This window comes from Microbispora sp. NPDC049633, from assembly GCF_040675265.1.
In the GTDB taxonomy this organism is placed as follows: domain Bacteria; phylum Actinomycetota; class Actinomycetes; order Streptosporangiales; family Streptosporangiaceae; genus Microbispora; species Microbispora maris.
In genome coordinates this window covers 1-23,243 of record NZ_JBFAOO010000119.1, presented here as the reverse complement: position 1 = coordinate 23,243, position 23,243 = coordinate 1, and the positions used below count along the sequence as shown (strand labels likewise).

Genomic DNA, 23,243 nt, shown 5'->3' with positions numbered 1-23,243 from the left:
CGCCGGGCGGGCCGTCGGCGGGGCGGGCGGCGCGACATCTGACGAGGCTGCTGGCCTCCGAGATCGGCCTGACGTTCCGCCGCCCGCGCAACCTCGCGATGCTCGGGGTGCTGGCCGTGGTGCCGGTGCTGATCGGCGTCGCGGTGCGGGTCGCGTCGGGTGAGGACGTGGGCGGCTCGATCGTCGGGCAGATCGCGGGCAACGGCCTGATGCTGACGTTCGCCGCGTTCGTCGCGATGATGCCGATCGTGCTGCCGCTGACCGTGGCGGTCGTGGCGGGCGACGCGGTCGCCGGCGAGGCCGCCCAGGGCACGCTGCGCTACCTGCTCGTCGCCCCCGCGGGCCGCACCAGGCTGCTCGCGGTCAAGTACGCCAACATCGTGGTGTTCTGCCTCGCGGCGTGCGCGGTGGTGGCGCTGTCGGCGCTGGCGGCGGGGCTGGTGCTCTTCCCGGCCGGGCCGGTGACGCTGCTGTCCGGCACGACGATCCCGGCGTCCGGAGCCCTGCTGCGCGTGGGGGTGGTCGTCCTGTACGCCGCCGCCGGGATGGCCGCGCTCGGCGCGGTCGCGCTCGCGGTCTCCACGCTGACCGAGGCGCCGATCGGGGCGGTGGCCGCGAGTGTCGTGCTGGTGGTGGTCAGCCAGGTCCTGTCCGCGATCCCGCAGGTCGCGGCCGTGCGGCCGTTCCTGCTGACCTCCTGGTGGAGCGCGTTCGACGGGGCGTTGCGGGCGCCCGTGGCGTTCGACCAGATGGGGCAGGGGCTGTTCGCCTTCGCCGCCTACGCCCTCGTCGCCGGCTCCGTCGCCTGGGCGCGCTTCACTAGCAAGGACATCACGGCGTAAGTGCTGCCCTTTACCGTTCTTTGTCGCTAGTGTTGCCGCGGACCTCTCACCCAAGGCGGTGTTCATGCGGCACTTCTTCGGGCTGCTCCTGGGCGTTGTCGTCGCGGCGGCTCTTCTCCTCGGCGGTGGATGGGCCTCCCAGGAGGCGGTCCGGGGAGCGGCCCAGAGCATCGACCCGGCCAAGGACACCCGCATGCTGATCGCCCTGGGCGTGATGGCCGCTGTGGGCCTGCTGCTCGGGCTGGTGCTGGTCGGCCGGGTCTCCCCGCTGGCGGCGTTCGTCCCGTCGATGGCGCTGCTGGCCTGGACCGTGGTCTACGTCCTCGACGTGTCCCGCGCCGCGAGCCTCGTGCCCACCGGGCCGTCGGTGCAGGCCGAGCTGCTGCAGGCCGGCCGGGGCATGCTCACGCTGCTGTCCACCGGCGTGTACGGCCTGCTCGGCGTCGCGTTGTTCCTCCCGGTGCTCATGCCGTCCCGCTGGGCCGGTCGGGAGCGGGAAGAGGAGCAGGAGGAGGAGTACGAGGAGTCGTACGGCTTCTGAGATAGAGGTCGGCCACCACGTCCTCGATCGACGCGCGTCCCGGCACCGTCGCGCGCAGGTCGTCCACCGTGCCGTCGAAGGCCAGCCGGCCGTGGTCGATCAGCAGCACCCGGCGGCACAGCCGCTCCACGTCGCCCAGGTCGTGGGTGGTCAGCAGCACGGTCGTCCCGCGCTCGGCGTTCAGCCGCCGCAGGAAGTCGCGCACCTCCGCCTTGCTGACCACGTCGAGCCCGATCGTCGGCTCGTCGAGCACCAGCACGGCGGGATCGTGCAGCAGGGCGGCGGTGATGTCGCCGCGCATCCGCTGGCCCAGGCTGAGCTGGCGCACCGGTGTCCGCAGGAAGGCGCCCAGGTCGAGCAGGTCGCACATCTCGTCCAGCCGCTCCCGGAACACCTTACGATCTACTTTGTACAGGAGCCGTACCAGTTCCAGGCTGTCCCGCAGCGGCAGATCCCACCACAGCGTCGTCCGCTGGCCGAAGACGACGCCGATCCTGCGGGCGAGAGCCGTACGCCGCCGGGAGGGGTCGAGACCGGCCACGGTGACCCGGCCCGACGTCGGCGTGAGGATCCCGGTCAGCATCTTGATCGTGGTGGACTTGCCCGCGCCGTTCGGTCCGAGGAAGGCGGCGAACTCCCCGGCCGCGATGCGGAAGGACAGGTCCAGTACGGCGTGCACGACCCGGCGGCGGACCGTGAAGGTCCTGCCGACCCCGTCTGCCTCGATCACTGTTCAGCTCCCCGTCGATCGGTAGCGGCGGATCCCCGCACGCCAGGCGAGCGCGGCGACGGCGGCCAGCGCGAGCGCGGCTGCGGGGGACAGCAGGCCCGTCCAGGACGGCAGCCCGAGCGGGTCGGGCCTGCCGAGCACGTACAGGCCCGGCTGCCAGTTGATGAACGCCAGGGGCAGCACGAAGGTCAGACCCCGGACGATGCGGGCGTCGTAGACGCTCAGCGGATACTGGTTGAGCATCGCCCCGCCGTAGGTGAACGCGTTGGCCACCTCGGGGGCGTCGGTGAGCAGGAACTGCAGCGCGCCGCCCAGCGTGAACAACGCCGTGAAGATCACGGCCCCCGACACCACCATGACGGGCACCATCCAGACGCGGCCGAGGGGGATCTCCAGCCGCGCCAGGGCCACGCCCAGCACCACGGCGGCCTGCAGGGCCCGGCCGATCCGGTGCGGGGTGAAGCGGTCGGCCGCCACCTGCACGAAGGGCGACGCGGGCCGGATCAGCATGACGTCGAGGGTCCCTGCCCTGATGTGCTGGCTGATCCGGTCGACGTTGCTGAACAGCATGTCGGCGAGCGCGAAGGCCAGTTGTGACGCGCCGTACAGGAGCATGACCTCCGCCAGGCCGAAGCCGGCCAGCGTGTCGGTGTTGGCGAAGATCACCCAGATCACCGCGATGTCGAGGCCGCCGACGACGAAGGCGCCCGTCGTCGTGAGCGCGAACGAGAGCCGGTACTGCGCAGCGGCCCGCGTCCACGTCCAGGCCAGCAGTGCGTACGTCCTGATCACGGCCGCTCACCCACCTTGGATCACGACCTTCCTGCGGGCGGCGCCGGTCATGAGCGCGCCGAGGGCCAGGAGGACGGCGGCCCACAGCGCCTGGAAGGCGAGGGCGCGGGCGGGCTCGGCCGTGCCGAGGTAGACGTCGGCGGGCACCTGGGCCATCGCCGACCACGGCAGTGCGCGGGCGAGTTCGCCGAACCACCCGGGGAAGATCGTCAGGGGCAGCATGAGCCCGCTGAAGAACGTGGTGAGCACCATCGACACCGTCGCGAGGCCCCGGTCGTCCATGACCCAGCACGTCGCCAGCGCCACGATGTATCTCCACCCGAAGCTCACGACCACGCCCAGCACGACGCTCACGAGGAACGCGACCGGCGCGTGCGGGGCGACGATGCCGAACAGCAACGCCCCGATGAGGGCCGGCGGCGCGCCGCGGACGGCGAACAGGTACGCGGCGCGGCCCAGGTCCTCCGACAGGCACCAGGCCTGCAGGGACGCCGGGCGGACCAGGTCGAGCGCGACGTCGCCGTTGCGGATGCGCTGCGGCAGGTCCAGGCCGCCGCCGAACAGCTGCATGGGCCCGATGAACGCCTGCGTGAGGAAGGTGAAGGTCACCGCCGCCGCGACGTCGTACCCGCCGAGCCCCGGCCGGGCCTGCCACAGCGCGATCAGCACGTACGCGCGGAGCACCCCGAAGACGCTGTTGGTGAAGGCCCCGGCCAGCGCGGCGGGCCAGTAGGTCGCGTGCCTGCGGAAGCCGTACCAGACGAGTCGCGGGTAGAGGGAGGCGGCGGCGCCGTGGCCGGGGATCACCGGTCGGCGAGGCGGCGGACGAAGCGCAACCCCGACCACACCTCGTCCACGGCGCACACCTTGTTGTCCACCAGGCCCTCGCCGAGCCCGAAGGCGCGGACGACGTCGCCGGACAGATCGGTGGCGACGCCGCTCGCCTTCTTGGGCCAGCTCACCCAGAGCCCGCCGTCCCGGGCCAGGCGCTCGCGCGCCCGGGGGAACGCGGCCGCCAGGGCGGCGCTGTCGGGGCAGAAGATCACGATCACGTCGTACGGCGCGGGATCTCCGTCGTCCTCTTCATCGCCGTCCATACGGATATTTTGCGGAGCGTTTACCAGCAACACCCGGTGGCCGGGCTTGACACCGAGCTTCCGGGGCAGCGGAGCCGCCGAATATCCATGCATGGATGCCTCATGACCTCCGGTCGTTACCTGCTCGTAACACCCCTGTAAGGGGAGCGAAACATGCCAACCGGTAGAACGGATGACCTAATGGGGAATGTCCCTTTTGGGAGGCTTGCATGGAGCATGAGCTAAATGTAGACATCCGTCCGGAATATCCCGTCAGCTGGCAGGCCGCCGCGATCAACGGGGTTCTGCGGGGCACCATGAAGCCGATCTCCACCATTCTCGTGCGCAACACCGCGGGGATGGCCGTGGCCAGCCGCATCATCTGCCTCGGCGAGCGGGTTCCCGGCATGCTCCCCAAGCACGTGTCCATCGTTCCAGACGGATTCGGCTCGTGCACCGGGGAATGGGTGCACGGCGGGACCGGCCTGGACGAGGGCAAGGTGGTGCTCTACTTCCACGGCGGGGCCTACTTCGTCTGCTCCCCGGCCACCCACCGGCCGATCACGTGGCGGCTGTCGGCCGTGGCCCGCCGCCCGGTGTTCTCGCTCGACTACCGCCAGGGGCCGGTCCATTCCCTCGCCGAGTCGCTGACGGACGCGCTCCAGGCGTACGAGTGCCTGCTCGGCCTCGGATACGAAGCCCGGGACATCGTGCTGGCCGGGGACTCCGCCGGAGGCCACCTCACCCTGGCCACGCTGCTGTCCCTGCGCGACCGCGGCATGCCCCTCCCCGCCGCCGGGATCTGCCTGTCCCCCTGGGCCGACCTCAGCTCCAGCCGCCGCCGCGCCAACGTCTGGGCGGACCCCATGCTCCCCGCCGGCCGGGTCGACTGGCTCGCCCGCCGCTGGACCGACGGCCTCGACTGCTTCGACCCCATCGTGTCCCCCGTGTACGGCGACTACACCGGCATCCCCCCGCTGATGATCGTCACCGGCTCCACCGAGGTCCTGCGCGACGAGGCCCGCCACGTGGCCCTCAGCGCCCGTGAGAACGGCGTGCAGGTGACCTACGAGGAGTGGAACCGCATGCCGCACATCTTCCCCCTCCTCGCCGACGTCCTCCCCGAGGGCCGCCTGTTCTTCGATCACGTCGCCCGATTCCTCGACGCCGTCGACGTCCACCGCTCCGCCGCGGGCGCCGAGGCCGCGTAGGGGTCATTTTGGGGTCAATGGGACCAATGTGACCTGGGATTTCTCCGGCTGGCCTTACTGAACGGTGCCATTGGGCTTACCTCTCATGCCGCTTGGCGCTAGTTGAGCGCGTGGCGCGTTCCAACCGGCCACAGTGGCTGTGCGGCACTTCGAGAGAGGTAGCTTCCGTATGGCACGTGGCGGAACGGCCTTCCAGAACGGCATGCCTCCCGGTGTGCGCCCGCTGACCGTGGGCGACCCGGTCGTCGTGGGGCGCTACCTGCTGCTCGGCCGGCTGGGCAGCGGTGGAATGGGCGTGGTCTACCTGGCCGAGCATCCCGGCGGAGGGTACGTCGCCCTGAAGACGCCGCATCCGATGCACCTGGGCGACCCCACGCTGCGGGCCCGGTTCGCCGAGGAGGTCGCGCTCTCCCGCCGCGTCGTGCCGTTCTGCACGGCCGCCGTCATCGAGGACGGCTTCGACGGCGACCGGCCCTACCTCGTCACCGAATACGTTCCCGGTCCCGCGCTCTCCCAGGTCGTCGCCGCCGGGGGGCCGCTCACGCCCGACCTCGCGTACGGCGTGGCCCTCGGCACCGCCGCGGCGCTGGTGGCCACGCACGAGGCCGGGCTGGTCCACCGCGACCTCAAGCCCGGCAACGTGCTGCTGTCGCCGCGCGGGCCGTTCGTCATCGACTTCGGGATAGCCCGCGACCTCGACGTCGCGATGGCGCACACACAGGCCGGGCAGATCATGGGCAGCCCGGGCTGGGTGGCGCCCGAGCGGCTGCGGGGCCACCACGCCATCCCCGCCTCGGACGTCTTCTCCTGGGGCTGCCTGGTCGCGTTCGCGGCCACCGGGCAGCATCCGTTCGGCGCCGGTGACCTCGACGTGCTCACGCGGCGCATCCTGGTCGAGGAGCCCCGGATCGACGCCGTGCCGAAGCCGCTGTGGGACGGCGTGGCGGCGGCGCTGCGGCGCGAGCCCGCCGACCGCCCCGACGCGGCCCGGCTGCTGGCCTTCCTGCTCGCCGCGGGCGGGGTCCACGCGACCGCCGACCCCCGGCGCGCGGTCGCCGCCGTGCTCGACGACATCTGGCAGCCCGTGCCCCACCCGGCGGGCACCTCCCCCGGACGGGCCGCCGCACGCGGGGTGCGCACCCAGGCGGGCGCGGCACGGGGAGTGGCACAGGAACTCGCGCCGGGAGTGGCGCAGAGGGTGGCAGAGGGGGCGGCACAGAGGGCGGCACAGGGCAGGGCGGCCCGGCGCCGCGCGGCGCGCTCGGGGGCGCAGATGTCCCACGCGGGCTTCACCGCGCTCGCCACCGTGACGATCGCCGCGATGACCGTGGTCGCGGCGGGCACCGGAGCGGCCCGCATGGAGAGCACGGCGGATCCGCCTCCCGCGCTGCCCGTGGTCGTCCCCGGCGAGGACGGCGCCCTGCCGCCGGAGGACCTGCTCACCACCTCGCGGCCGCCGGTGGTGCCCATCGCGGACGCCGCCCGGCCCAGGGTGACCGTGACGGCCACCCGGACCATGCCGCCGCCCGGGCCGGCGACCCCGGACGGCGAGAGGACCACCACGGAGCCCTCGCCGCCGTCGGCCGGGGTGACGCTGCGCCCACCGGCGGACGGGCACTGCGGCGCCGGGCGCCCGCGGGACTGCCGCCCTGACCGGCCGTCCCCGCCGGGGCAGCCGGGGCAGCCCGGACAGCCTGGGCAGCACGGGCACTCCGGACAGCCGGGGCACCCCGGGCAGGGCCATTCCCCCGGGCCGTCGACGGGGGTCACGGCCGAGCCGCAGTGGGGGGACGGAGAGTCGCCGCCGCCCAGCCCGGCCCCGCCGCCGCCGGTGAGCGAGTCGCCCGGTGTGGTGTCCGTCCCGGCGCCGTCCATCCCCTGATACGCCGTCGTGAGCAGACGTGTCCATGCAGCATGCTGGGTGCCCATGGACGTGATGGACGCAGCTCTCGAACTCGACGACGTGACCGTCCGCGTGGTCGGCCGGACCCTGGTGACCGGTGCCGACTGGCGGGTGGAGCACGGCCAGCACTGGGTGATCCTCGGCCCCAACGGCGCCGGGAAGACGACGATGCTCTCGGTCGCCGCGGCCGTACGCCACCCGAGCTCGGGGACGGCCACGGTGCTCGGGCGGCGGCTCGGCCGGGTCGACCTGCGGGAACTGCGCCGGAGCATCGGCCTGGTGGCGGCCAGCCAGCGGCTCGTGGACGAGTCGCTGCTGGAGGAGGAGGGCGCCACCGCGCTGACCGTCGTGCTCACCGGGCACACCGCGACCAGCGCGCCGCTGTGGGACCGGTACGGCGACGAGGAGCGGGAGCGGGCCCACCGGCTGCTGGCCGACCTCGGCTGCAAGGACCTCGCCGACCGGCGGTTCCAGGTGTGTTCGCAGGGGGAGCGGGCGCGGATCCGGGTGGCCAGGGCGTTGATGGCCGACCCGGCGATCCTGCTGCTCGACGAGCCGTTCGCGGGCCTCGACCTGCCGGCGCGGGAGGACCTGATCGAGGCGTTGGAGGACCTGGCCCGCACCCGGCAGGGGCTCACGACCGTGATGGTCACGCATCACCTGGAGGAGGTGCCGGCCACCACCACGCACGCGCTGCTGATGCGGGACACCCGCATCGTCACCGCCGGTCCCGTGGCCGAGGTGCTCACCGGTCCGAACCTGTCGGACTGCTTCGGCCGGCGGCTGCGCATCGACTCGCTGGACGGCCGCTGGTACGCCCGCGCGCTGCGCGTCTGACACCGGCGCCGAGCACGGCGAGGCCCCGCCGCCGATCCGTCAGATCCCCCGTGGGGGTGGCCTGCGGATCGGCGGCGGGGCCGCCACCGACCTGTGTCCGCTGTGGTCAGTGAGCCCCGGCGAACTGTGCCTCCTCCGTCGAGCCCTTCAGGGCCGTCGTGGAGGAGTCCGGCGCGATGGCCGTGCTGACCAGGTCGAAGTATCCGGTGCCGACCTCCCGCTGGTGGCGGGTGGCGGTGTAGCCGAGCCGTTCGGCGGCGAACTCGGCCTCCTGGAGCCCGACGTACGCCGTCATGCCCTCCTCGGCGTAGCCGCGGGCCAGGTCGAACATCGAGTAGTTCAGCGAGTGGAAGCCGGCCAGGGTGATGAACTGGAACTTGTACCCCATGTGGCCCAGTTCCCGCTGGAACTTGGCGATCGTCGCGTCGTCGAGGTGCTTCCTCCAGTTGAACGACGGCGAGCAGTTGTAGGCGAGCATCTGGCCGGGGTACTCCCGCTTGATCGCCTCGGCGAACTCGCGGGCCACGTCGAGGTCGGGCGTGGAGGTCTCCATCCACAGCAGGTCGGCGTACGGCGCGTAGGCCAGGCCGCGGGCGATGCAGGCGTCGACGCCGTTGCGGACCCGGTAGAAGCCCTCGGCGGTCCGGTCGCCGGTGCAGAAGGCGCGGTCGCGGGGGTCCACGTCGCTGGTCAGCAGCGTCGCGGCCTGGGCGTCGGTCCGCGCGATGACCAGAGAGGAGACGCCCGCGACGTCGGCCGCGAGGCGGGCCGCGTTCAGGGTCTTGATGTGCTGGCCGGTGGGGATCAGCACCTTGCCGCCGAGGTGGCCGCACTTCTTCTCGGAGGCGAGCTGGTCCTCCCAGTGCACGCCCGCGGCGCCGGCCGCGATCATGGCCTTCATCAGCTCGAACGCGTTGAGCACGCCGCCGAAGCCGGCCTCGGCGTCGGCCACGATGGGCGCCAGCCAGTGCGGGGCCCCCTCGTCGCCCTCCGCCCAGCTGATCTGGTCGGCGCGCAGCAGCGCGTTGTTGATCCGGCGGACCACGGCGGGGACCGAGTTGGCCGGGTAGAGGCTCTGGTCGGGGTAGGTGTGCCCGCTGAGGTTGGCGTCGGCGGCCACCTGCCAGCCGGACAGGTAGATGGCCTTGAGGCCCGCCTTGACCTGCTGGACCGCCTGGTTGCCGGTCAGCGCGCCCAGCGCGTGGACGTAGTCCTCGTGGCGCAGCAGATCCCAAAGGCGCTCCGCGCCGAGCCGGGCCAGCGTGTGCTCCTCCTGCACCGAGCCGCGCAGGCGGACGACGTCCTCGGCCGTGTAGGTCCGCTCGACGTCGCTCCATCGCGGATTGGTGTCCCAGTCCTGCTGCAGCCGCTGGGCGGCGGCGGTGAGGCGATCCGACATCTCCGGTCACTCCCTTGTTGCGTACGTTGTCGTCACCTGGGGCTTGCTTCCGAGTTTGTGTCGATATCAAGACACTCACAAGGAGACACCTCTCGAAAGAACTTCAAAAGTTCTGTGAGCAGCAAGACTGACCAGTATTTAGCAGTGAAGAAACGCGAAGTTTTCGATGTGGACTAGACCAATCCGTGCGAGGTGGAGCGCGTACTGCTGGAAGAAGTGCCGATTTTCCGCATAAGATCGGGCTATGACCTCCGTCCTGGGCGAAGAACCGCTGTCTTTGACGCACGAGCTCGATCTCCTGGCCTTCGGCCAGCGGCTCAAGCACCTGCGCAAGCAGCGCGGTCTCACGCTCTCCGAGCTCGGCGACCGCGTCGGGCGCGCGCCCAGCCAGCTGTCGCTGCTGGAGAACGGCAAGCGTGAGCCCAAGCTCTCGCTGCTGAAGTCGCTGGCCGCCGCGCTGAACGTGCCGGTGGAGGAGCTGCTGCGCAGGCAGGCGCCGAACCGGCGGGCCCAGCTCGAGATCGCCCTGGAGGAGGCCCAGCGCGACCCGCTCTACGCGGGGCTCGGGCTGAGCCGGCTGAAGGTCTCCGCGCGGGTGCCCAATGACGTGCTGGAGCACATCCTCGGCCTGTTCGAGGAGCTCAAGGCCAGGGAGGCGAAGGGCACGGCCACGCCGGAGGAGGCGCGGGCCGCCAACGCCGAGCTGCGGCGCAAGCAGCGCGAACTGGGCAACTACTTCGAGGAGATCGAGAAGGCCGCCGCCGAGGCTCTGACCACCGTCGGCTACCGGACCGGCGCGCTGTCGGAGAGCACCGTCCAGGCGCTGGTGTCGCACTTCGGGTTCACCGTGCACACCGCGCCCGACCTGCCGCGTTCTGCGCGTTCGGTGACCGACCTGCGCAACCGGCGCATCTACGTCAAGCGCCAGCAACTGGGCATGCACACGCCGCGTACCGTGCTGCTGCAGACGCTCGGGCACATCGCGCTCCAGCACCACAAGCCGCGCGACTTCGCCGACTTCCTGCGCCAGCGGGTGGAAGCCAACTACTTCGCCGCCGCCGTCCTCGTCCCCGAGGCGGCTGCCGTGCCGTACCTGCGGGAGGCCAAGCAGGACAAGGCGCTGTCGGTGGAGGACCTGCGCGACGTGTTCGCGGTGTCGTACGAGATGGCCGCGCACCGGTTCACCAACCTGGCCACCCGCCACCTCGACCTGGTGTGCCACTTCGTCCGCAACGACGCTGGCGGGATCATCTACAAGGCGTACGAGAACGACGGGATCGTCTTCCCCGCCGACGAGCAGGGCGCGATCGAGGGGCAGCGGCTGTGCCAGCAGTGGTCGGGCCGCCAGGTCTTCCACTCGCCCGACCGGTTCTCGCTGTTCTACCAGTACTGCGACTCGCCCACCGGCACGTACTTCTGCGTCGCCCACGTGGACCCGTCCCAGGAGAAGGACTTCGCGATCACGCTGGGCGTGCCATACCGGGAGTCGCGGTGGTTCCGGGGGCGCGAGACCACTCACCGCACGAAGTCGAACTGCCCGAACGGCGAGTGCTGCCGCCGTCCCCCGGCCGAGCTCGCGCAGCGCTGGGAGGGCTACGCCTGGCCGTCGGCGCGTGCCAACTCCCACGTGCTGGCCGCGCTGCCGCCCGGGTCGTTCCCCGGCGTCGACGAGGCCGACGTGTACGCGTTCCTGGAGCGCCACGCCGCCCACGGCTGAGGGTCCCGGTGTACGCCCGTGCTGATCGCCTCCTCCGGCCGCCGCATAAGGTGATGCCAGTGAAGCCGGTGGACAGGGGGAGGACGGGCGTGCTGCCTGAGGTGGAGGCCTGGCTGAGTCGGCGTACCTCGTCGGCGGCCGACTGGCCGGCCCGCGCCCTGCTGTCCGCCAAGGGAGACGCGTCGATCTCGGTGGTGCTGCCCGCGAGGAACGAGGAGGAGACGGTCGGGGAGATCGTCTCCGCCGTGCGCCGCGACCTCGTCGAGGCCGTGCCGCTCGTGGACGAGCTGGTCGTGATCGACTCCCGGTCCTCGGACGACACCGCGGCCCGGGCCTTACGCGCCGGGGCGAAGGTCTTCGCGCAGGACGAGATCCTGCCCGAGCTGCACGATCCGCGCTACGACGGCAAGGGCGAGGCCCTGTGGAAGTCGCTAGCGGTGACGACCGGCGACCTGGTGGTGTTCGTCGACGCCGATCTGCGCGAGTTCCGGACCTCGTTCGTGACCGGCCTGCTCGGGCCGCTGCTGACCGACCCCGCGGTCGGATACGTGAAGGCGTGCTACGACCGGCCGCTGCTCGGCGCGGCGGAGCCGAACGCCGGGGGCAGGGTCACCGAGCTGGTCGCCCGGCCGCTGCTCAACCTGCACTGGCCGCTGCTCGCCGGATTCGTGCAGCCTCTCGCGGGTGAGTACGCCGGCCGCCGCGCGGTGCTCGAACGGGTGCCGTTCGTCACCGGGTACGGCGTGGAGCTGGGGCTTCTCATCGACCTGCTGGACCTGGTGGGCCTCGACGCGCTCGCGCAGGTCGACCTGGGGCGCAGAGTCCACTCCCACCAGTCGACCGAGGCGCTCGGCGGGATGGCCGGGCAGATCATGCACACCGCCTGGGCGCGGCTGGAGCGCCAGAACAAGATCGTTCCGTTGCACGAGCCGTCCGCGCGGCTCGTCCAGTTCGAGCGCGGCCCCGCCGGGCACCGCCCGCTGACGCGGCACGTCGGAGTGGCCGAGCGCCCGCCGATGGCCACGGTTCCGGAGTACGCGTCCCGGTTGCGCTGACCGGCTCCCGCTGAGGTGTTACCGTTGGTAACACTTTACGGAGAGGAGAGCCTGAGATGACCTTCTGCCCCGAGTTGAACGACGACGTCCGCGAGGTGCGCGACTGGGTCCGCGAGTTCGCCAGGGACGTCGTCCGCCCGGCGGGGGCGGAGTGGGACGAGCGTGAGGAGACGCCCTGGCCGGTCATCCAGGAGGCCGCCAAGATCGGACTGTACTCGCTCGACTTCTTCGCGCAGCAGTGGTTCGAGGAGTCGGGGCTCGGCCTGCCCGTGGCGTTCGAGGAGTTGTTCTGGGGGGACGCCGGTATCGGCCTGTCGATCGTGGGCACCGGCCTGGCCGCCGCCTCCATCGCCGCGAACGGCACCCCCGAGCAGATGGGGGAGTGGCTGCCCCAGATGTTCGGCACTCCCGACGACGTCAAGCTCGGGGCGTTCTGCTCCTCCGAGCCGGACGCCGGCAGCGACGTCGGCGCGATCAGGACGCGGGCCGTCTACGACGAGGCCAAGGACGAATGGGTCGTCAACGGCGTGAAGACGTGGGCCACCAACGGCGGCATCGCCAACGTCCACGTCGTCGTGGCCTCGGTCGACCCGTCCCTGGGCACCCGGGGCCAGGCGTCCTTCGTGATCCCGCCCGGCACGCGGGGTCTGTCCCAGGGGCAGAAGTTCAAGAAGCACGGCATCCGCGCCTCCCACACCGCCGAGGTCGTCCTGGAGGACGTACGGGTGCCGGGGCGCTGCCTGGTGGGCGGCAAGGAGAAGCTCGACGAGCGGCTCGCGCGGGTGCGCGCCGGCGCGCGCTCGGGCGAGCAGGCCGCGATGCGGACCTTCGAGACCACCCGCCCCCTCGTCGCCGCCATGGCCGTCGGCGTCGCCCGCGCGGCCTTCGAGTACGCCCGCGACTACGCCCGCGAGCGCGAGCAGTTCGGCCGCAAGATCGGGGAGAACCAGGCCGTCGCCTTCCTGCTGGCCGACATGGCCACCCGCGTGGACGTCGCCCGGTTCATGACGTGGCGGGCCGCGTGGATGGCCCGCCACGGCCGGCGGTTCGAGCAGGCCGAAGGCTCGATGAGCAAGCTGGTCGCGAGCGAGACGGCCGTCTGGGTGACCGAGCAGGCCATCCAGATCCTCGGCGGGGCCGGCTACACCCGTGAGCACCCGGTCGAGCGCTTCCATCGCGACGCCAAGATCTTCACCATCTTCGAGGGCACCAGCGAGATCCAGCGCCTCATCATCGGCCGCTCCGTCACCGGCCTCCCCGTCCGCTGATTCGCTCGTCAGCCGCGACTTCACGTTAAGGCCCCCTGTTCCGTGCCTGTTCCGTCAGAGACGGAGTGCGGGCGGAACAGGCGGTCATCGATCGCCCGCCGAGCTTGCGGCTCCTGTGACAGTTCGCCCCGACGGGGCCAACGATTCCTTCCCATCGGCCAGGAGCGGCGGCGAACAGGAGGATCAGGGGGAAAGGTCGCTGCGGTACTTGGCATCGAGATGGTGCACTGTGCCGATCACCCATTCTGGAGTGGTGTCGGCCTCTGGGCGGGAGGCGTCCCGGGGAGTTTTTGCATCACCTCGTCTCAGGACATCGATGACAATGAGTGACGCTCGATATCGATCGCGTTGTATCCGTACGCTTCGGGCCCAGCAAGCCGCTGCGATCAAATCACTCGCCCGTTCCACGTTGCCGGGGCTTGTCCCCGCGCGCAGCCAAACCCACAGGCGCTCGCCGAGTTTTGTCGGCCTGATCATCAGAATGACAGGCAGTTTTCCCTGCCTGCTTACGATCCTGGCGCGCGCGAAGGCGTGACGAACACGGTGCGGAGTTACGACACACCAGAACCGGGTTGTGATGGCGCGTTTGACCATCGGCAACGCTGACAGCAGCACCAATGCGCTCACGCCGATTATCGTTCGTTGCCACCCTGCCCCGCGAACCGCCGCAAAGAATAACACGGGCAGACCCAGTAGCAATGCGAGCTCATATCGCCACCACCAGAGAAGTGCCCAGGGTGTAGGGCGGTTCACCCTGTTCGGCAGGGAAGGGCTTGACGAGAAGGTGGTCAGCCACCGCAGTTTGATAGTCGCAGTCTTGAGGTGCGATGTCGCGTTGCGCCAAAAGCTAGCCCTTAGTGAGTTCCATGCGTGATTGGATCGCGCGACGGTCGCTCCTGGCTTCTCTGACGCCATGGCCGACTGGGCTTGCACGTCCAGTACATCTAAGAGGTACGGGACAGTATCTGCTTTCGTCCCCCGTCTCCCCAGTGCCGAGATTAGGCGAACTAGGAAAGTTCCGCCTTTGTCCGCCTCGTATTCGGGCTGCGGTTCCGGCTCCATGCTGCTCGCTCTGTCGCCACCAAGAGCGCCTAGAAGTCGACCGGCGAAGGTTTCAGCTCGCATTTAAATCTCCCGCCGGATTTCCCTCTTCCAAGTTGGGAATAAATCCTTCATCCTTGTTCCACTCTATGGAAGGCTGTCTGCTATTCGGGACCTCCACTCCTCTTTTTTCATCGATAGCTACGGAAGCCTGACGGGCCAGCTTCTCGATTACCAGCGGGGCTGTTACTCCGAGTGCGACGGCGGCAAAAGCGCCTGTGATCTGCCCACTTTGGGCTGCAGCGCCACTGAGAATTGCGCCAACCCCGGCACGAATGAGCACTGCCACTAAGAACGCGTCTAGTCCTTGTTCGATCGGGCGCCTCCATGACCACTTCGGGGTGCTCCGGATAACGCGGTACAGCTCCAGCGCCTCGACGCAGCAGCCGCCGGCGAGCCCCCAGCATGAGGCTGCCCACCATGTAAACATAAAGCGAGATAAACACAGGATTGTGGTGGTGACCAGCTGTACTCGGCCAACGGATTGGTGACACGCTGCTGTAGATGCTCCGTGGAAGATGGCCTCTTCGCCCGACCGGCGGTCTGGCTGCCACGCCCTCACCCGAGTCCGGCTCGACTTTCTCCGACTGCCGGACTCGACGCGCTCTCCCATGAGGTCGTGTGCACATCACCTTGCCCCTTTGCTGAGGGTGGGTGAAACAAGGGCGTACGGGTAGGAAGGGGGACCGGGGCCGGGGGAGCGTGGGGAAGCGGCCGATGACGACGGCGTTCATCCTGTGGGGAGGCGGCAGCCTGGGAGCCGCGCAGGTCGGCATGCTCCGCGCGCTCACCGCCCACGGGATCCGCGCCGACATGGTGGTCGGCGCCTCGATCGGGGCGCTCAACGGTGCCTACTACGGCGCACGCCCGGATGCGGAGGGCGTGGAGGAACTGGCTCGGCTGTGGCTGTCGGTGAGCAGCCACGACGTGTACCCGGTGAGCGGGCCGGACGTGCTGCGCACTCTCGCGGGAAATCTGCCCTTCCATCCCGTGCGGGGAGCCCTGCAGGCGCTCGGCGTGCTCAACTACACCTTCCCGCTCAACCCGGCCACGCTGGCCGCGGCGATGCTCGGCCGCCGCAACTACCTGTTCGACAACTCCTCCCTGCGGCGGTTCCTCGAACGCATCCTGCCGATCCGGCACCTGGAGGAGACGCGGACGCCGCTGTCGGTGCTCACCGCGGACGTGCGGACGGGACGGCCGGTGGTCCTGTCGCGGGGGCCCGCGCTGCCCGCCCTGCTGGCCAGCACCGCGATCCCGGCCCTGTATCCCACCGTGACGATCGGGGACCGGATGCTCATGGACGGCGGCGTCGCGGACCTGACCACGCTGGACTACGCGGTGGACGCGGGCGCCGACGAGGCGTACCTGCTGGCACCGGGGTTCTCCTGCCACCTGCCGGCGGCCCCGGCGACCGCGATCGCCATGGCCCTGCACGGCTACAACCTGCTCAGCGAGCAGCGCATCAGCGCCTCGATCAGGCAGAACACGCGCCGGACCCGCCTGCACGTGTTGCCGCCGCTGTGCCCGGTCGAGGTCTTGCCCGTCGACTTCCGCGGTACGGCCGACATGATCGAGCGGGCGGCCCTGTCGACCACCCACTGGCTGGAGCGGCACCAACCGCACCCCGGGCTCGCCCGCCCGCTGGGTCCCCCGCACGAGGAGGACCACCGGCACAGGCCCGGGCTAATTCGGTTGTGACGGACGCCCGCGCGGCGCTTTCATGAACAGAGCCACAGCTTGGAGAGGAGACGACGGTGAGACGTGCGGGGGCGTAAGGGACCGAGGCCGGACACGGCGGCCCGCGCCGGTGACGGGCTCAAGCTGCACCGTCGGCCGGTCCGGGCGGACGGCCGCGACTACAACGTCATTACCCTGCGGCCGGGTTCGCGGGCCCGGTTCTCCACCAACCGCTTCCACGAGACGTGGCACATCCTGTCGGACGTGCACGGCGCCCGCCTGCTGGGCAGGCTGCTGTGGGGCCTGTCCTTCCAGCGGCTGCCGGGCACCGTGGTCGTCGTCGACCGGCCGCACCTCGACCCGAACCCGTTCGACGCGGAACCGGCCGACCCGATCGTGCTGGTCCCCGCCGATCTGACGACGCTGAAGCGGCAGGGAGTCCGCGAGCTGCTCCGCCGGCTCGCGGCCCGGGCGTCCTCCGCAGGCACGGTCCGCTGGCATACCTGGGGCCTCGACGCCGAGCTGGCCCGTACCCGTGAGCGCGTCCGCGAGTGCCGGGAGCTCCGGCGGTGGCCCGGCTGGGAGCCGCCGGCTGCCGACCGCGGCGCCGCCGTGGAACGGATCGGCGGCGCGCTGGTCTTCCGTGCCCCGCCGGCACGCCTGCGCGCGTGGGCCGTCGACGTCGCCATGTTGGGCGACGACATGCGCCACGGCATGGACTACGTCTATCTGGAGGCGTCGAACAGCCCGTTGTGCTGGGGCGACGGCGAAGTTCAGGTCTTCTCCGACTATCGGCGGCGGGTCGCCGTCGCCGGGATCTCCCGTCGCGAGGTCCTGGCGGATCTCCCCGAGGGATCTGCGCCCGCGGATGTCGATCAGCGGATCTGGCGTCACAACAGCACGGTCCGCGCCCGCGGCAGGGTGAACGCGGCCACCGGGTGACGCGCGTCATCAGGGGGAGCAGGTGACAGGGGGTCCGGTACGGGTTGCGCCGACCTGCGAACCACCTCTCGCCTGGGCAAGTACGATCGATCCGTGACCGAAATGACCGAAACGACGCCAGGCTGGCTCGCCCCCGACGAGATCGAGTCGGTGCGGGGCCGGATGCCGATCCTGTACGTGGACGCCGTACCGGTGCGCGTGGACGACACGGGCACCGTGACCCGCGTCGGCCTGCTGCTGCGGATCGGCGCCGACGGCACCGTGAGCCGGGCGCTGGTGTCCGGGCGGGTGTACTACCACGAGCGCATCCGCGACGCCCTCCTGCGCCACCTGGAGAAGGACCTCGGGCCGGTGGCGCTGCCGAGCGTGCCGGTCTCGCCGACGCCGTTCACCGTGGCGGAGTATTTCCCCACCCCGGGGGTCACGCCGTTCCACGACCCTCGGCAGCACGCGGTCTCCCTGGCCTACATCGTCCCCGTACGCGGTGACTGCCGACCCAGGCAGGACGCGCTGGATCTGGAGTGGTTCACGCCGGAGGAGGCGGCCTCCCCGATCGTGCAGCAGGAGATGACCGGGGGCCAGGGCGTGCTGCTCAAGCAGGCGCTCGCCTACGTCGGCCGCCTGACCTGACCGGGTCGTCCCTCCGCGAAGGTGGGGCCGAGCGCCCGCGCCAGCCGTTCCAGCCAGTCGCCGGCGGTACCGGTGACGTGCGGATACTCGGCGCGGACCACAGAACGATTACGCCGGCCGCAGGGACGCCGGCTCGTCCCAGCGGCGGGGGTCGTGGCGCCCCAGCAGGATCGTGTCGACGAGCAGCTCCAGCAGCAGGCGGTCGTACGCGTCGCCGGCCCGCCGGTGCCGTTCGCGGTCGGCCTCGACCCGGGCGGCGACCACGGACCGGCCACCCGGCATCCGGCCGAAGCGGGCCTCGTAGATCTGGTGGCCCGTCCAGCTCCGGTGCAGGTGCAGCGTGTCGCCCTCCACATAGGCGGACCACCGGTCGTCCATGCCCACGGGCCGGTGGCCGCGCCGGATGACCGCCCAGTCGTCGTCGCTCCACACCCGCTCCGGCGGCGGCATGGCGACGGGGTCGGCGAACGGGATCACCTTGCGCAGGCTGGATCGGGTGACGACGCCGTCCGGCGCGGACGGCGCCGGCACTCCGGCGGTGGAGTGCGGCCAGGCGCCGTCCGCCGTCTCCGGGCGCAGACCGGCCGGCACCTCGGCCCAGCCGGGCAGCGGCTCCACCCGGCGCAGCCACTCGCGCGGCAGTCCGCCGAGCCCGGCCCGGCCGCCCAGGATGCCGCCGACGATCGCGCAGGTGGTGTCGACGTCGCCGCCCGCCGTCGCCGTGGTCCAGATCGCCTGTTCGAGGTCGTTAAGATGCCGGGCCGCCGCCCACAGCGTGAACGGGACGGTGTCGTGCGCCGCCGTCTTCCGGCCGTTGCCGAGGGCGCGGGCCGCGAGCAGGGGATCGGCGACCGTGAGCAGCAGCCGCCGGGCCGCGCCGATCCCGTCCCGTACGCCGCCGGGCGGTGTGTGGTCCAGCACGGCGTCGATGAAGCGGCCGGGGGACAGGTCGGTCTCGGACGCCGCCACGGCGGCGGCGACGGCCACCGCGACCGCGCCCGCCACGGCCTCCGGGTGCGTGTGCGTGACGCGGGCCGACAGGCCGGCCTGCCGTACGACGGCGGCCGGGTCCCCGGCGAACCAGGCGCCCAGCGGGGCGACCCGCATGGCCGCGCCGTTCCCCCACGAGCCGTTGCCGTCGAAGAGCCCGGACGCGAGCGCCCGCCAGTCACCCCCCTGGCGGACGAGCCGCAACATGCGGCCGGTGGCCGGGCCGTAGCCGCGGTCGAAGTCGTGGTGAGCGGCGAACGAGGCCGCCAGCGCGTCCTGGTCGACCATGCCCAGACCGGTCAGGAGACGGTAGACCGAGCAGGCCATCTCCGTGTCGTCGGTCCACTGCCACGGCCAGGGCGGCAGGGTGCGGGTGGCGAGCGCCTCGCGGTTGGCGGGCACGAAGAACTGGGAACCGAGCGCGTCGCCCAATGCCAGGCCGTACAGGGACGCGGTCGCGCGCGTGAGGGGATCGGACGCCACCGCCGCCCAGTCTGGCACAGGCGCGCCCTGCTCACGCGGCTCCGACGACGGCGGCGAGGGCGGGCGGCAACGGATAGGGCCGTTCGGCGGGCGGCGCGGAGGCGCCGCCCCGGATCGCGCCGAGCGTGTCCGTGATGTCGGTGATGGAGACGATCCACTGGTCGATGTAGCGGTCGACCGCCTCCCGCGACAGGCCGATCTGGATCGACCGGTACGGCAGCGGGTTCAGGTGGGCGTCACGCTCGGGATCCCACTGGATCCTGACGGGGCTGTCGCGGAGCCGGGCGGCCCACGAGGCGTGGTCGTCGCCGGGACCGGGATGACTGGGGCAGGAACGGGCGAGCGCCCATTCGAAGCCGTCGCGGGTGATCTCGACGGCGAGCACGCGGGTCTGGCCCGGCTTGGCGGCCCAGCCGCTGCGGTACATCATCCAGCGGAACGACGGCTTGATCCAGGTCATCCGCTCCCGCTTGAACGGCGGCACGAACCGCTGCGCGGCGACGGCCCTGCCGGCGATGGCGGGATCGTAGGCCTGGTAGACGGTGAGGGCCTCCTCGGTGTACGCGGCACGGATCTGCCGATAGGGAACGTCCATGCCGCCGAGTGTCCCCACGCCGCGCCGCGGCGGGCAACCGGTTATCGCGGTGCCCATATTGGGAGATCGCCGTGCGGCCGCTGTGGCCGCGGGCACGGCTGGTGCTGGAGGCCGACATGACGGCGACGGGCGGCACGTCCTGTACCGGCGCAGCTCCCTGGGTGACGGGTTGACCGGCGCCGGCCGCCCGTGAGCCGGGTCAGCGCCGCGCGTGCGTGTCGCCGGCCGTCCTGGCGTTCAGAAGCTCGGAGAATAGGTCCTCCCACAGGGGCATCACGTTGTCCGGCGCGTACTCCCCGGCGGTCGCCGCGGCGGCGGAGCCCATGCGCAGCCGCAGGTCGCGGTCGGCGATGAGCCGGTTGAGGGCCGCGGCCAGGGCGTCCACGTCCCCGCAGGGCACCAGGACGCCGTCGGTCCCGTCGGTGAGCACGTCGCCGGGGCCGGTCGGGCAGTCGAAGGCCACGATCGGCAGCGCGTGGGTCATCGCCTCGATCATGACCATCGGCAGGCCCTCGAACCGGCTGCTCAGCGCGTAGATCGAGGCCCGGGCGAGCTCGTCGTCGAGACGGTTGGTCCGGCCCATGAGGGTCACGTGCGCGGACAGGCCGTGCTCGCCGATCAGCGCGCGCAGGGCGGCCTTCTTCGGGCCGGTGCCGAAGATGCGCAGGCGCCACTCCGGATGTTCCTTCACCACCTGGGCGAACGCCGGGAGCATCAGGTCGAAGCCCTTCTGCTTGACCAGGCGTCCCGCGGCGACCACCACGGGGTGCTCCTGCCGGGACGGTGTCTGGTTCACCGAGTGGACGGCGTTCGGGATCCGTACGATCCTCGTGCCGGGCAGCGCCTGCTCGTACTCGCGCTGGTCGCTGGCCGTCAGCACCGTGACCGCGTCGAACGCTCCGTAGTGCCGGACGATCTCCGCGCGCAGCGTCGCGGGATAGGTGCCGAGGTTCATGTGCTCCTGCGCCACCCGCACGACGTTCTTGGAGGCGCGGCGCGCGGAGATCAGGTTCAGCGCCGGACGGGTGGTCACGAGCACGCCGTCCTGCAGCGAGGAGACGTAGTCGATGACCGCCTTCTCCACCCGCTCGGTGAAGTAGCCGGCGGCGAACTCGCCGTACGGCACGATCTTGCCGCGCAGCCGCCGCCACACGCGGCGGCCGAGGGAGTCGGCCCGCACGCCGGCCCGCTGGTCCACGAGCGTGTGGAGGGCGACGGCCGGATGCAACTGGAACTGCGGCTCCTCACGGCGGCGCACCACACTGACGATCTCCACGTCGTGGCCGAGCGCGGCCATCGCGTTCGCCTGGTTGACCACGGTGCGGATCGTGCCGCCCATGCCGTAGGCGTGCAGGAGCATGTATCGGATCCTCATCCGCGCCCGCCCTCCTCACGGGGCAGGTAGCCCCAGCTGCGGCAGATCGGTTTGAGTAGGTCGGGTATCTCGTCCGGCCCCGGCAGGTCGCGTCCCGGCTGCACCGTGCCCGACCGGATTTTGTCGCTCCAGTCGCCGAGGCCCTTCTGCACGACCTTCTGCTCGCCGTACGTCAGCATGGCGGGCTCCCACTCGACGCCGAGGAACTCGCAGATGGCGCGGGTCGTCTTCTCCGGCTCGGCGGTCAGGTCCTCGTAGCGCACGGTCAGGCCGGTGAGGGCCTTCTGGGCCCGCCGCACGGCCTTCATGTAGCGCAGCGCGTCGGCTGCGGCCTCCTCCCGGGTGCGCTTGACGGGGTCCGCCTCGTGCCAGGACGCGGCGATGGAGGCGGGGTGACGCAGCAGGAAGATGAACCGGGCGTCCGGCCAGCAGGCGGCGATCCTGGCGTGGGCGAAGGCGTTGGCGGGGGTCTTGTCCACGATGGTCCGCTTGCCGCTGCGTACGAGTTCGCGGTGGAGCACCCGGTCCCACAGCATGTGCTCCAGGTCGGCCTGGTTGTGACCGAGCGCCTCCATGGCCTTGCGGGCCAGCGGCGTGCCGAAGCCGACGGTCAGCCGCCGGACGTGCAGTTCATGCGGGGCGTGCAGATCGGGATGGGCGTTCAGGATCGACCGCAGCAGGGTGGAACCCGACCGCACCGGGGACATGACGAACACCGGAGCGACCAGGAGGCGGTCGGCGCGCGGATCGGCAGGTGGGCGCACCAGTTCCTCCGGAGCCGGCGCGGGAGCCTCCGGTGACGACGGCGCGGCGGGCCGGACACGGGTGAGCTGGACTCCGGTGAACTTGACGAGTGCGCCGTTGATCCTCCGCTGCCATGTCATGGCCCGCGAATCTACCGGTGCTTCCGGGGAATTCCCTGAGAATCAACCCCCTGCTCACCTGTGACCCCACCTCTGTCACCAGACGTTCTGCCGCCTCGGGGTCGTCAGCCACCGGCGGGCCGCCTCCAGGTGGGCGTCGCCCAGCCCGTCCCGGGGGTCGACGGCGACGACCAGGAACTCGCCGACGCCCGGATGGCCGTGCAGGTATTCCAGATCGGCCGGCCCGAGGTCGTCGTCGAACCACACGAACGGCCGGCCCCGGACGTACTCCGCGACGTGCCAGGTCTTGAGGTTCACCCCGTACGGGCGGGGAGGGTCGCCGTCGATCGGGACCACGGGCAGCGGGGGCAGGCCGATCCTGGGGCCGATCTCCTCGTTGGCGCGCTCGCCCCAGGTCGTCGCCCACGTCAGCGCAACGCCGGTCTCCCGGCGCAACGCGATCAGCTTGGCGCCGTGTCGGGGATCGAGCAGCAGGCGGAACCCCTCGCCCTCCACCACGCATTCGAAGCGGCGGAAACGCGGCGAGGAGCGCCGTGCGGGGTTGAGCACCCCGTCGACGTCCAGCAGCAGCAGCGCGCCGTCCATCACACGGCCATCATCTCGCCGCCGGCGCCGCCCCTCCACCCGGTGTCATGGTGCGCGAAAGCGAACAGGATCCGGCCGGACATCGTCCGACCGGATCCTGTTCGTGGTCGTCAGGGGTCAGAAATCAGGAGCAGGTGAGGGTCGGGGTGGCCGCGCTGCCGTTGGCGGTGAAGCCGAAGGTGGTCGACGAGCCGGCCGCGACGGAACCGTTGTAGGGGGCGTTGCGGACCGTCACGTTGGAGCCGGACCCGCTCTGCGTGCCGTTCCACAGGCTGCTGATGGTCTGTCCGCCGGGCCAGGTCCAGTTGACCGTCCAGCCGTTCAGCGACGAGCTGCCGGCCTTGACGGTGACCTCGGACTGGAAGCCGCCGGGCCAGGAGTTGACCGTGCGGATCGTCGCGCTGCACGCTCCGCTCGGATCCGGCGAGGTCCCGGGCGACGGGCTGACCGGCGGGGTCGGGCTCGGGCTCGGGCTCACCGGCGGGGTGGGGCTGGGCGAGGTGTTCGGGCCGGCGGCGTTGAGGGCGCTCAGCACCGCGTCGTAGGCGGGCTTCTTGTTGCCGCCGCTGAACAGCAGCGGGGTGTCGCCCGAGCGCCAGGAGTCCTG

At 71.3% G+C, this 23,243-nt stretch carries 24 protein-coding genes; 11 read left to right on the top strand and 13 right to left on the bottom strand.

From position 1 onward, the window contains the following. Window positions 1-842: ABC transporter permease (locus tag AB0J39_RS26340; protein ID WP_363469159.1), on the top strand; the 842-nt coding region annotated here is incomplete at its 5' end. 64 nt (window positions 843-906) lie between these two features. Further along, entirely contained in the window at window positions 907-1,383 is a 477-nt protein-coding gene (locus AB0J39_RS26335) for a hypothetical protein (RefSeq protein ID WP_363469158.1), read from the top strand. On the opposite strand, the gene AB0J39_RS26330 is transcribed toward AB0J39_RS26335, so the two are convergent. From AB0J39_RS26330 to AB0J39_RS26315, 4 genes are read right to left on the bottom strand one after another with little or no spacing between them, the layout of a single operon-like run. Beyond that, window positions 1,307-2,113 (bottom strand): ATP-binding cassette domain-containing protein, encoded by an 807-nt coding sequence (locus AB0J39_RS26330; protein ID WP_363469156.1) that lies wholly within the window; start codon window positions 2,111-2,113, stop codon window positions 1,307-1,309. The genes AB0J39_RS26335 and AB0J39_RS26330 overlap by 77 nt on opposite strands. Before the next feature lie 3 nt (window positions 2,114-2,116). After that, a complete protein-coding gene (locus AB0J39_RS26325; protein WP_363469155.1) occupies window positions 2,117-2,905 on the bottom strand; it encodes an ABC-2 family transporter protein in 789 nt (262 codons plus the stop codon). 6 nt (window positions 2,906-2,911) lie between these two features. Further along, window positions 2,912-3,712 (bottom strand): ABC-2 family transporter protein, encoded by an 801-nt coding sequence (locus tag AB0J39_RS26320; protein ID WP_363469154.1) that lies wholly within the window; start codon window positions 3,710-3,712, stop codon window positions 2,912-2,914. Then, a complete protein-coding gene (locus tag AB0J39_RS26315) occupies window positions 3,709-4,002 on the bottom strand; it encodes a hypothetical protein (RefSeq protein WP_363469152.1) in 294 nt (97 codons plus the stop codon). Before AB0J39_RS26315 ends, AB0J39_RS26320 begins: the two co-directional genes overlap by 4 nt. Window positions 4,003-4,211: 209 nt before the next feature. Between AB0J39_RS26315 and AB0J39_RS26310 the strand changes: the two genes are divergently transcribed. The 3 genes from AB0J39_RS26310 to AB0J39_RS26300 all read left to right on the top strand — a co-directional run bounded on the left by AB0J39_RS26310 (window position 4,212) and on the right by AB0J39_RS26300 (window position 7,932). Further along, complete coding sequence (locus AB0J39_RS26310) at window positions 4,212-5,192, top strand: alpha/beta hydrolase (RefSeq protein WP_363469150.1); 981 nt, start codon at window positions 4,212-4,214, stop codon at window positions 5,190-5,192. Window positions 5,193-5,361: 169 nt separating this feature from the next. Further along, window positions 5,362-7,074: a serine/threonine-protein kinase gene (locus AB0J39_RS26305; protein ID WP_363469148.1), complete on the top strand. Its 1,713-nt coding sequence runs from the start codon at window positions 5,362-5,364 to the stop codon at window positions 7,072-7,074. A gap of 45 nt (window positions 7,075-7,119) precedes the next feature. Next, on the top strand, window positions 7,120-7,932 hold the full coding sequence (locus tag AB0J39_RS26300; RefSeq protein ID WP_363469146.1) for an ATP-binding cassette domain-containing protein: 813 nt from the start codon (window positions 7,120-7,122) through the stop codon (window positions 7,930-7,932). A 106-nt stretch (window positions 7,933-8,038) separates the two neighbouring features. Here AB0J39_RS26300 and aceA read toward each other — a convergent pair whose 3' ends face one another. Then, window positions 8,039-9,331 (bottom strand): isocitrate lyase, encoded by a 1,293-nt coding sequence (gene aceA / locus AB0J39_RS26295; RefSeq protein WP_363469144.1) that lies wholly within the window; start codon window positions 9,329-9,331, stop codon window positions 8,039-8,041. A gap of 244 nt (window positions 9,332-9,575) precedes the next feature. Between aceA and AB0J39_RS26290 the strand changes: the two genes are divergently transcribed. From AB0J39_RS26290 to AB0J39_RS26280, 3 genes are all read left to right on the top strand, one after another. Next, the gene (locus tag AB0J39_RS26290) at window positions 9,576-11,048 is read left to right on the top strand and encodes a helix-turn-helix domain-containing protein (RefSeq protein WP_363469142.1); all 1,473 of its coding nucleotides are present in this window, start codon (window positions 9,576-9,578) and stop codon (window positions 11,046-11,048) included. A gap of 89 nt (window positions 11,049-11,137) precedes the next feature. After that, a complete protein-coding gene (locus AB0J39_RS26285; protein ID WP_363469140.1) occupies window positions 11,138-12,103 on the top strand; it encodes a glucosyl-3-phosphoglycerate synthase in 966 nt (321 codons plus the stop codon). 56 nt (window positions 12,104-12,159) lie between these two features. After that, complete coding sequence (locus tag AB0J39_RS26280; RefSeq protein WP_363469138.1) at window positions 12,160-13,371, top strand: acyl-CoA dehydrogenase family protein; 1,212 nt, start codon at window positions 12,160-12,162, stop codon at window positions 13,369-13,371. A gap of 183 nt (window positions 13,372-13,554) precedes the next feature. On the opposite strand, the gene AB0J39_RS26275 is transcribed toward AB0J39_RS26280, so the two are convergent. Both AB0J39_RS26275 and AB0J39_RS26270 read right to left on the bottom strand, forming a co-directional pair. Beyond that, window positions 13,555-13,998 (bottom strand): hypothetical protein, encoded by a 444-nt coding sequence (locus tag AB0J39_RS26275; protein ID WP_363469136.1) that lies wholly within the window; start codon window positions 13,996-13,998, stop codon window positions 13,555-13,557. Between the two features lie 487 nt (window positions 13,999-14,485). Continuing rightward, a complete protein-coding gene (locus AB0J39_RS26270; protein ID WP_363469134.1) occupies window positions 14,486-14,761 on the bottom strand; it encodes a hypothetical protein in 276 nt (91 codons plus the stop codon). Between the two features lie 428 nt (window positions 14,762-15,189). Between AB0J39_RS26270 and AB0J39_RS26265 the strand changes: the two genes are divergently transcribed. From AB0J39_RS26265 to AB0J39_RS26255, 3 genes are all read left to right on the top strand, one after another. After that, the gene (locus AB0J39_RS26265; protein WP_363469133.1) at window positions 15,190-16,173 is read left to right on the top strand and encodes a patatin-like phospholipase family protein; all 984 of its coding nucleotides are present in this window, start codon (window positions 15,190-15,192) and stop codon (window positions 16,171-16,173) included. 63 nt (window positions 16,174-16,236) lie between these two features. Beyond that, the gene (locus AB0J39_RS26260) at window positions 16,237-17,094 is read left to right on the top strand and encodes a hypothetical protein (RefSeq protein WP_363469131.1); all 858 of its coding nucleotides are present in this window, start codon (window positions 16,237-16,239) and stop codon (window positions 17,092-17,094) included. A gap of 102 nt (window positions 17,095-17,196) precedes the next feature. Further along, window positions 17,197-17,724, top strand: coding sequence for an NUDIX hydrolase family protein (locus AB0J39_RS26255; RefSeq protein ID WP_142620493.1), 528 nt, complete (start codon window positions 17,197-17,199; stop codon window positions 17,722-17,724). A 108-nt stretch (window positions 17,725-17,832) separates the two neighbouring features. On the opposite strand, the gene AB0J39_RS26250 is transcribed toward AB0J39_RS26255, so the two are convergent. From AB0J39_RS26250 to AB0J39_RS26225, 6 genes are all read right to left on the bottom strand, one after another. After that, a complete protein-coding gene (locus AB0J39_RS26250) occupies window positions 17,833-19,197 on the bottom strand; it encodes an ADP-ribosylglycohydrolase family protein (RefSeq protein ID WP_363469129.1) in 1,365 nt (454 codons plus the stop codon). A 31-nt stretch (window positions 19,198-19,228) separates the two neighbouring features. Further along, on the bottom strand, window positions 19,229-19,792 hold the full coding sequence (locus AB0J39_RS26245) for a DUF4291 domain-containing protein (RefSeq protein WP_363469127.1): 564 nt from the start codon (window positions 19,790-19,792) through the stop codon (window positions 19,229-19,231). Window positions 19,793-19,991: 199 nt separating this feature from the next. Beyond that, window positions 19,992-21,167, bottom strand: coding sequence for a glycosyltransferase family 4 protein (locus AB0J39_RS26240; RefSeq protein WP_363469125.1), 1,176 nt, complete (start codon window positions 21,165-21,167; stop codon window positions 19,992-19,994). Then, complete coding sequence (locus AB0J39_RS26235) at window positions 21,164-22,051, bottom strand: sulfotransferase (protein ID WP_363469123.1); 888 nt, start codon at window positions 22,049-22,051, stop codon at window positions 21,164-21,166. The genes AB0J39_RS26240 and AB0J39_RS26235 overlap by 4 nt, the downstream gene beginning before the upstream one ends. Before the next feature lie 75 nt (window positions 22,052-22,126). Next, window positions 22,127-22,636: an HAD domain-containing protein gene (locus tag AB0J39_RS26230; protein WP_363469121.1), complete on the bottom strand. Its 510-nt coding sequence runs from the start codon at window positions 22,634-22,636 to the stop codon at window positions 22,127-22,129. A 124-nt stretch (window positions 22,637-22,760) separates the two neighbouring features. Further along, on the bottom strand, window positions 22,761-23,243 hold a 483-nt coding region (locus AB0J39_RS26225; protein WP_363469119.1), incomplete at its 5' end, for a cellulose binding domain-containing protein.

Coding starts and splice junctions, on each gene's coding strand:
- AB0J39_RS26335 (WP_363469158.1), top strand. CDS start 907: ATGCGGCACTTCTTCGGGCTGCTCCTGGGCGTTGTCGTCGCGGCGGCT.
- AB0J39_RS26315 (WP_363469152.1), bottom strand. CDS start 4,002: ATGGACGGCGATGAAGAGGACGACGGAGATCCCGCGCCGTACGACGTG.
- AB0J39_RS26310 (WP_363469150.1), top strand. CDS start 4,212: ATGGAGCATGAGCTAAATGTAGACATCCGTCCGGAATATCCCGTCAGC.
- AB0J39_RS26305 (WP_363469148.1), top strand. CDS start 5,362: ATGGCACGTGGCGGAACGGCCTTCCAGAACGGCATGCCTCCCGGTGTG.
- AB0J39_RS26300 (WP_363469146.1), top strand. CDS start 7,120: ATGGACGTGATGGACGCAGCTCTCGAACTCGACGACGTGACCGTCCGC.
- aceA (WP_363469144.1), bottom strand. CDS start 9,331: ATGTCGGATCGCCTCACCGCCGCCGCCCAGCGGCTGCAGCAGGACTGG.
- AB0J39_RS26290 (WP_363469142.1), top strand. CDS start 9,576: ATGACCTCCGTCCTGGGCGAAGAACCGCTGTCTTTGACGCACGAGCTC.
- AB0J39_RS26280 (WP_363469138.1), top strand. CDS start 12,160: ATGACCTTCTGCCCCGAGTTGAACGACGACGTCCGCGAGGTGCGCGAC.
- AB0J39_RS26265 (WP_363469133.1), top strand. CDS start 15,190: ATGACGACGGCGTTCATCCTGTGGGGAGGCGGCAGCCTGGGAGCCGCG.
- AB0J39_RS26255 (WP_142620493.1), top strand. CDS start 17,197: ATGACCGAAACGACGCCAGGCTGGCTCGCCCCCGACGAGATCGAGTCG.
- AB0J39_RS26245 (WP_363469127.1), bottom strand. CDS start 19,792: ATGGACGTTCCCTATCGGCAGATCCGTGCCGCGTACACCGAGGAGGCC.
- AB0J39_RS26240 (WP_363469125.1), bottom strand. CDS start 21,167: ATGAGGATCCGATACATGCTCCTGCACGCCTACGGCATGGGCGGCACG.
- AB0J39_RS26235 (WP_363469123.1), bottom strand. CDS start 22,051: ATGACATGGCAGCGGAGGATCAACGGCGCACTCGTCAAGTTCACCGGA.
- AB0J39_RS26230 (WP_363469121.1), bottom strand. CDS start 22,636: ATGGACGGCGCGCTGCTGCTGCTGGACGTCGACGGGGTGCTCAACCCC.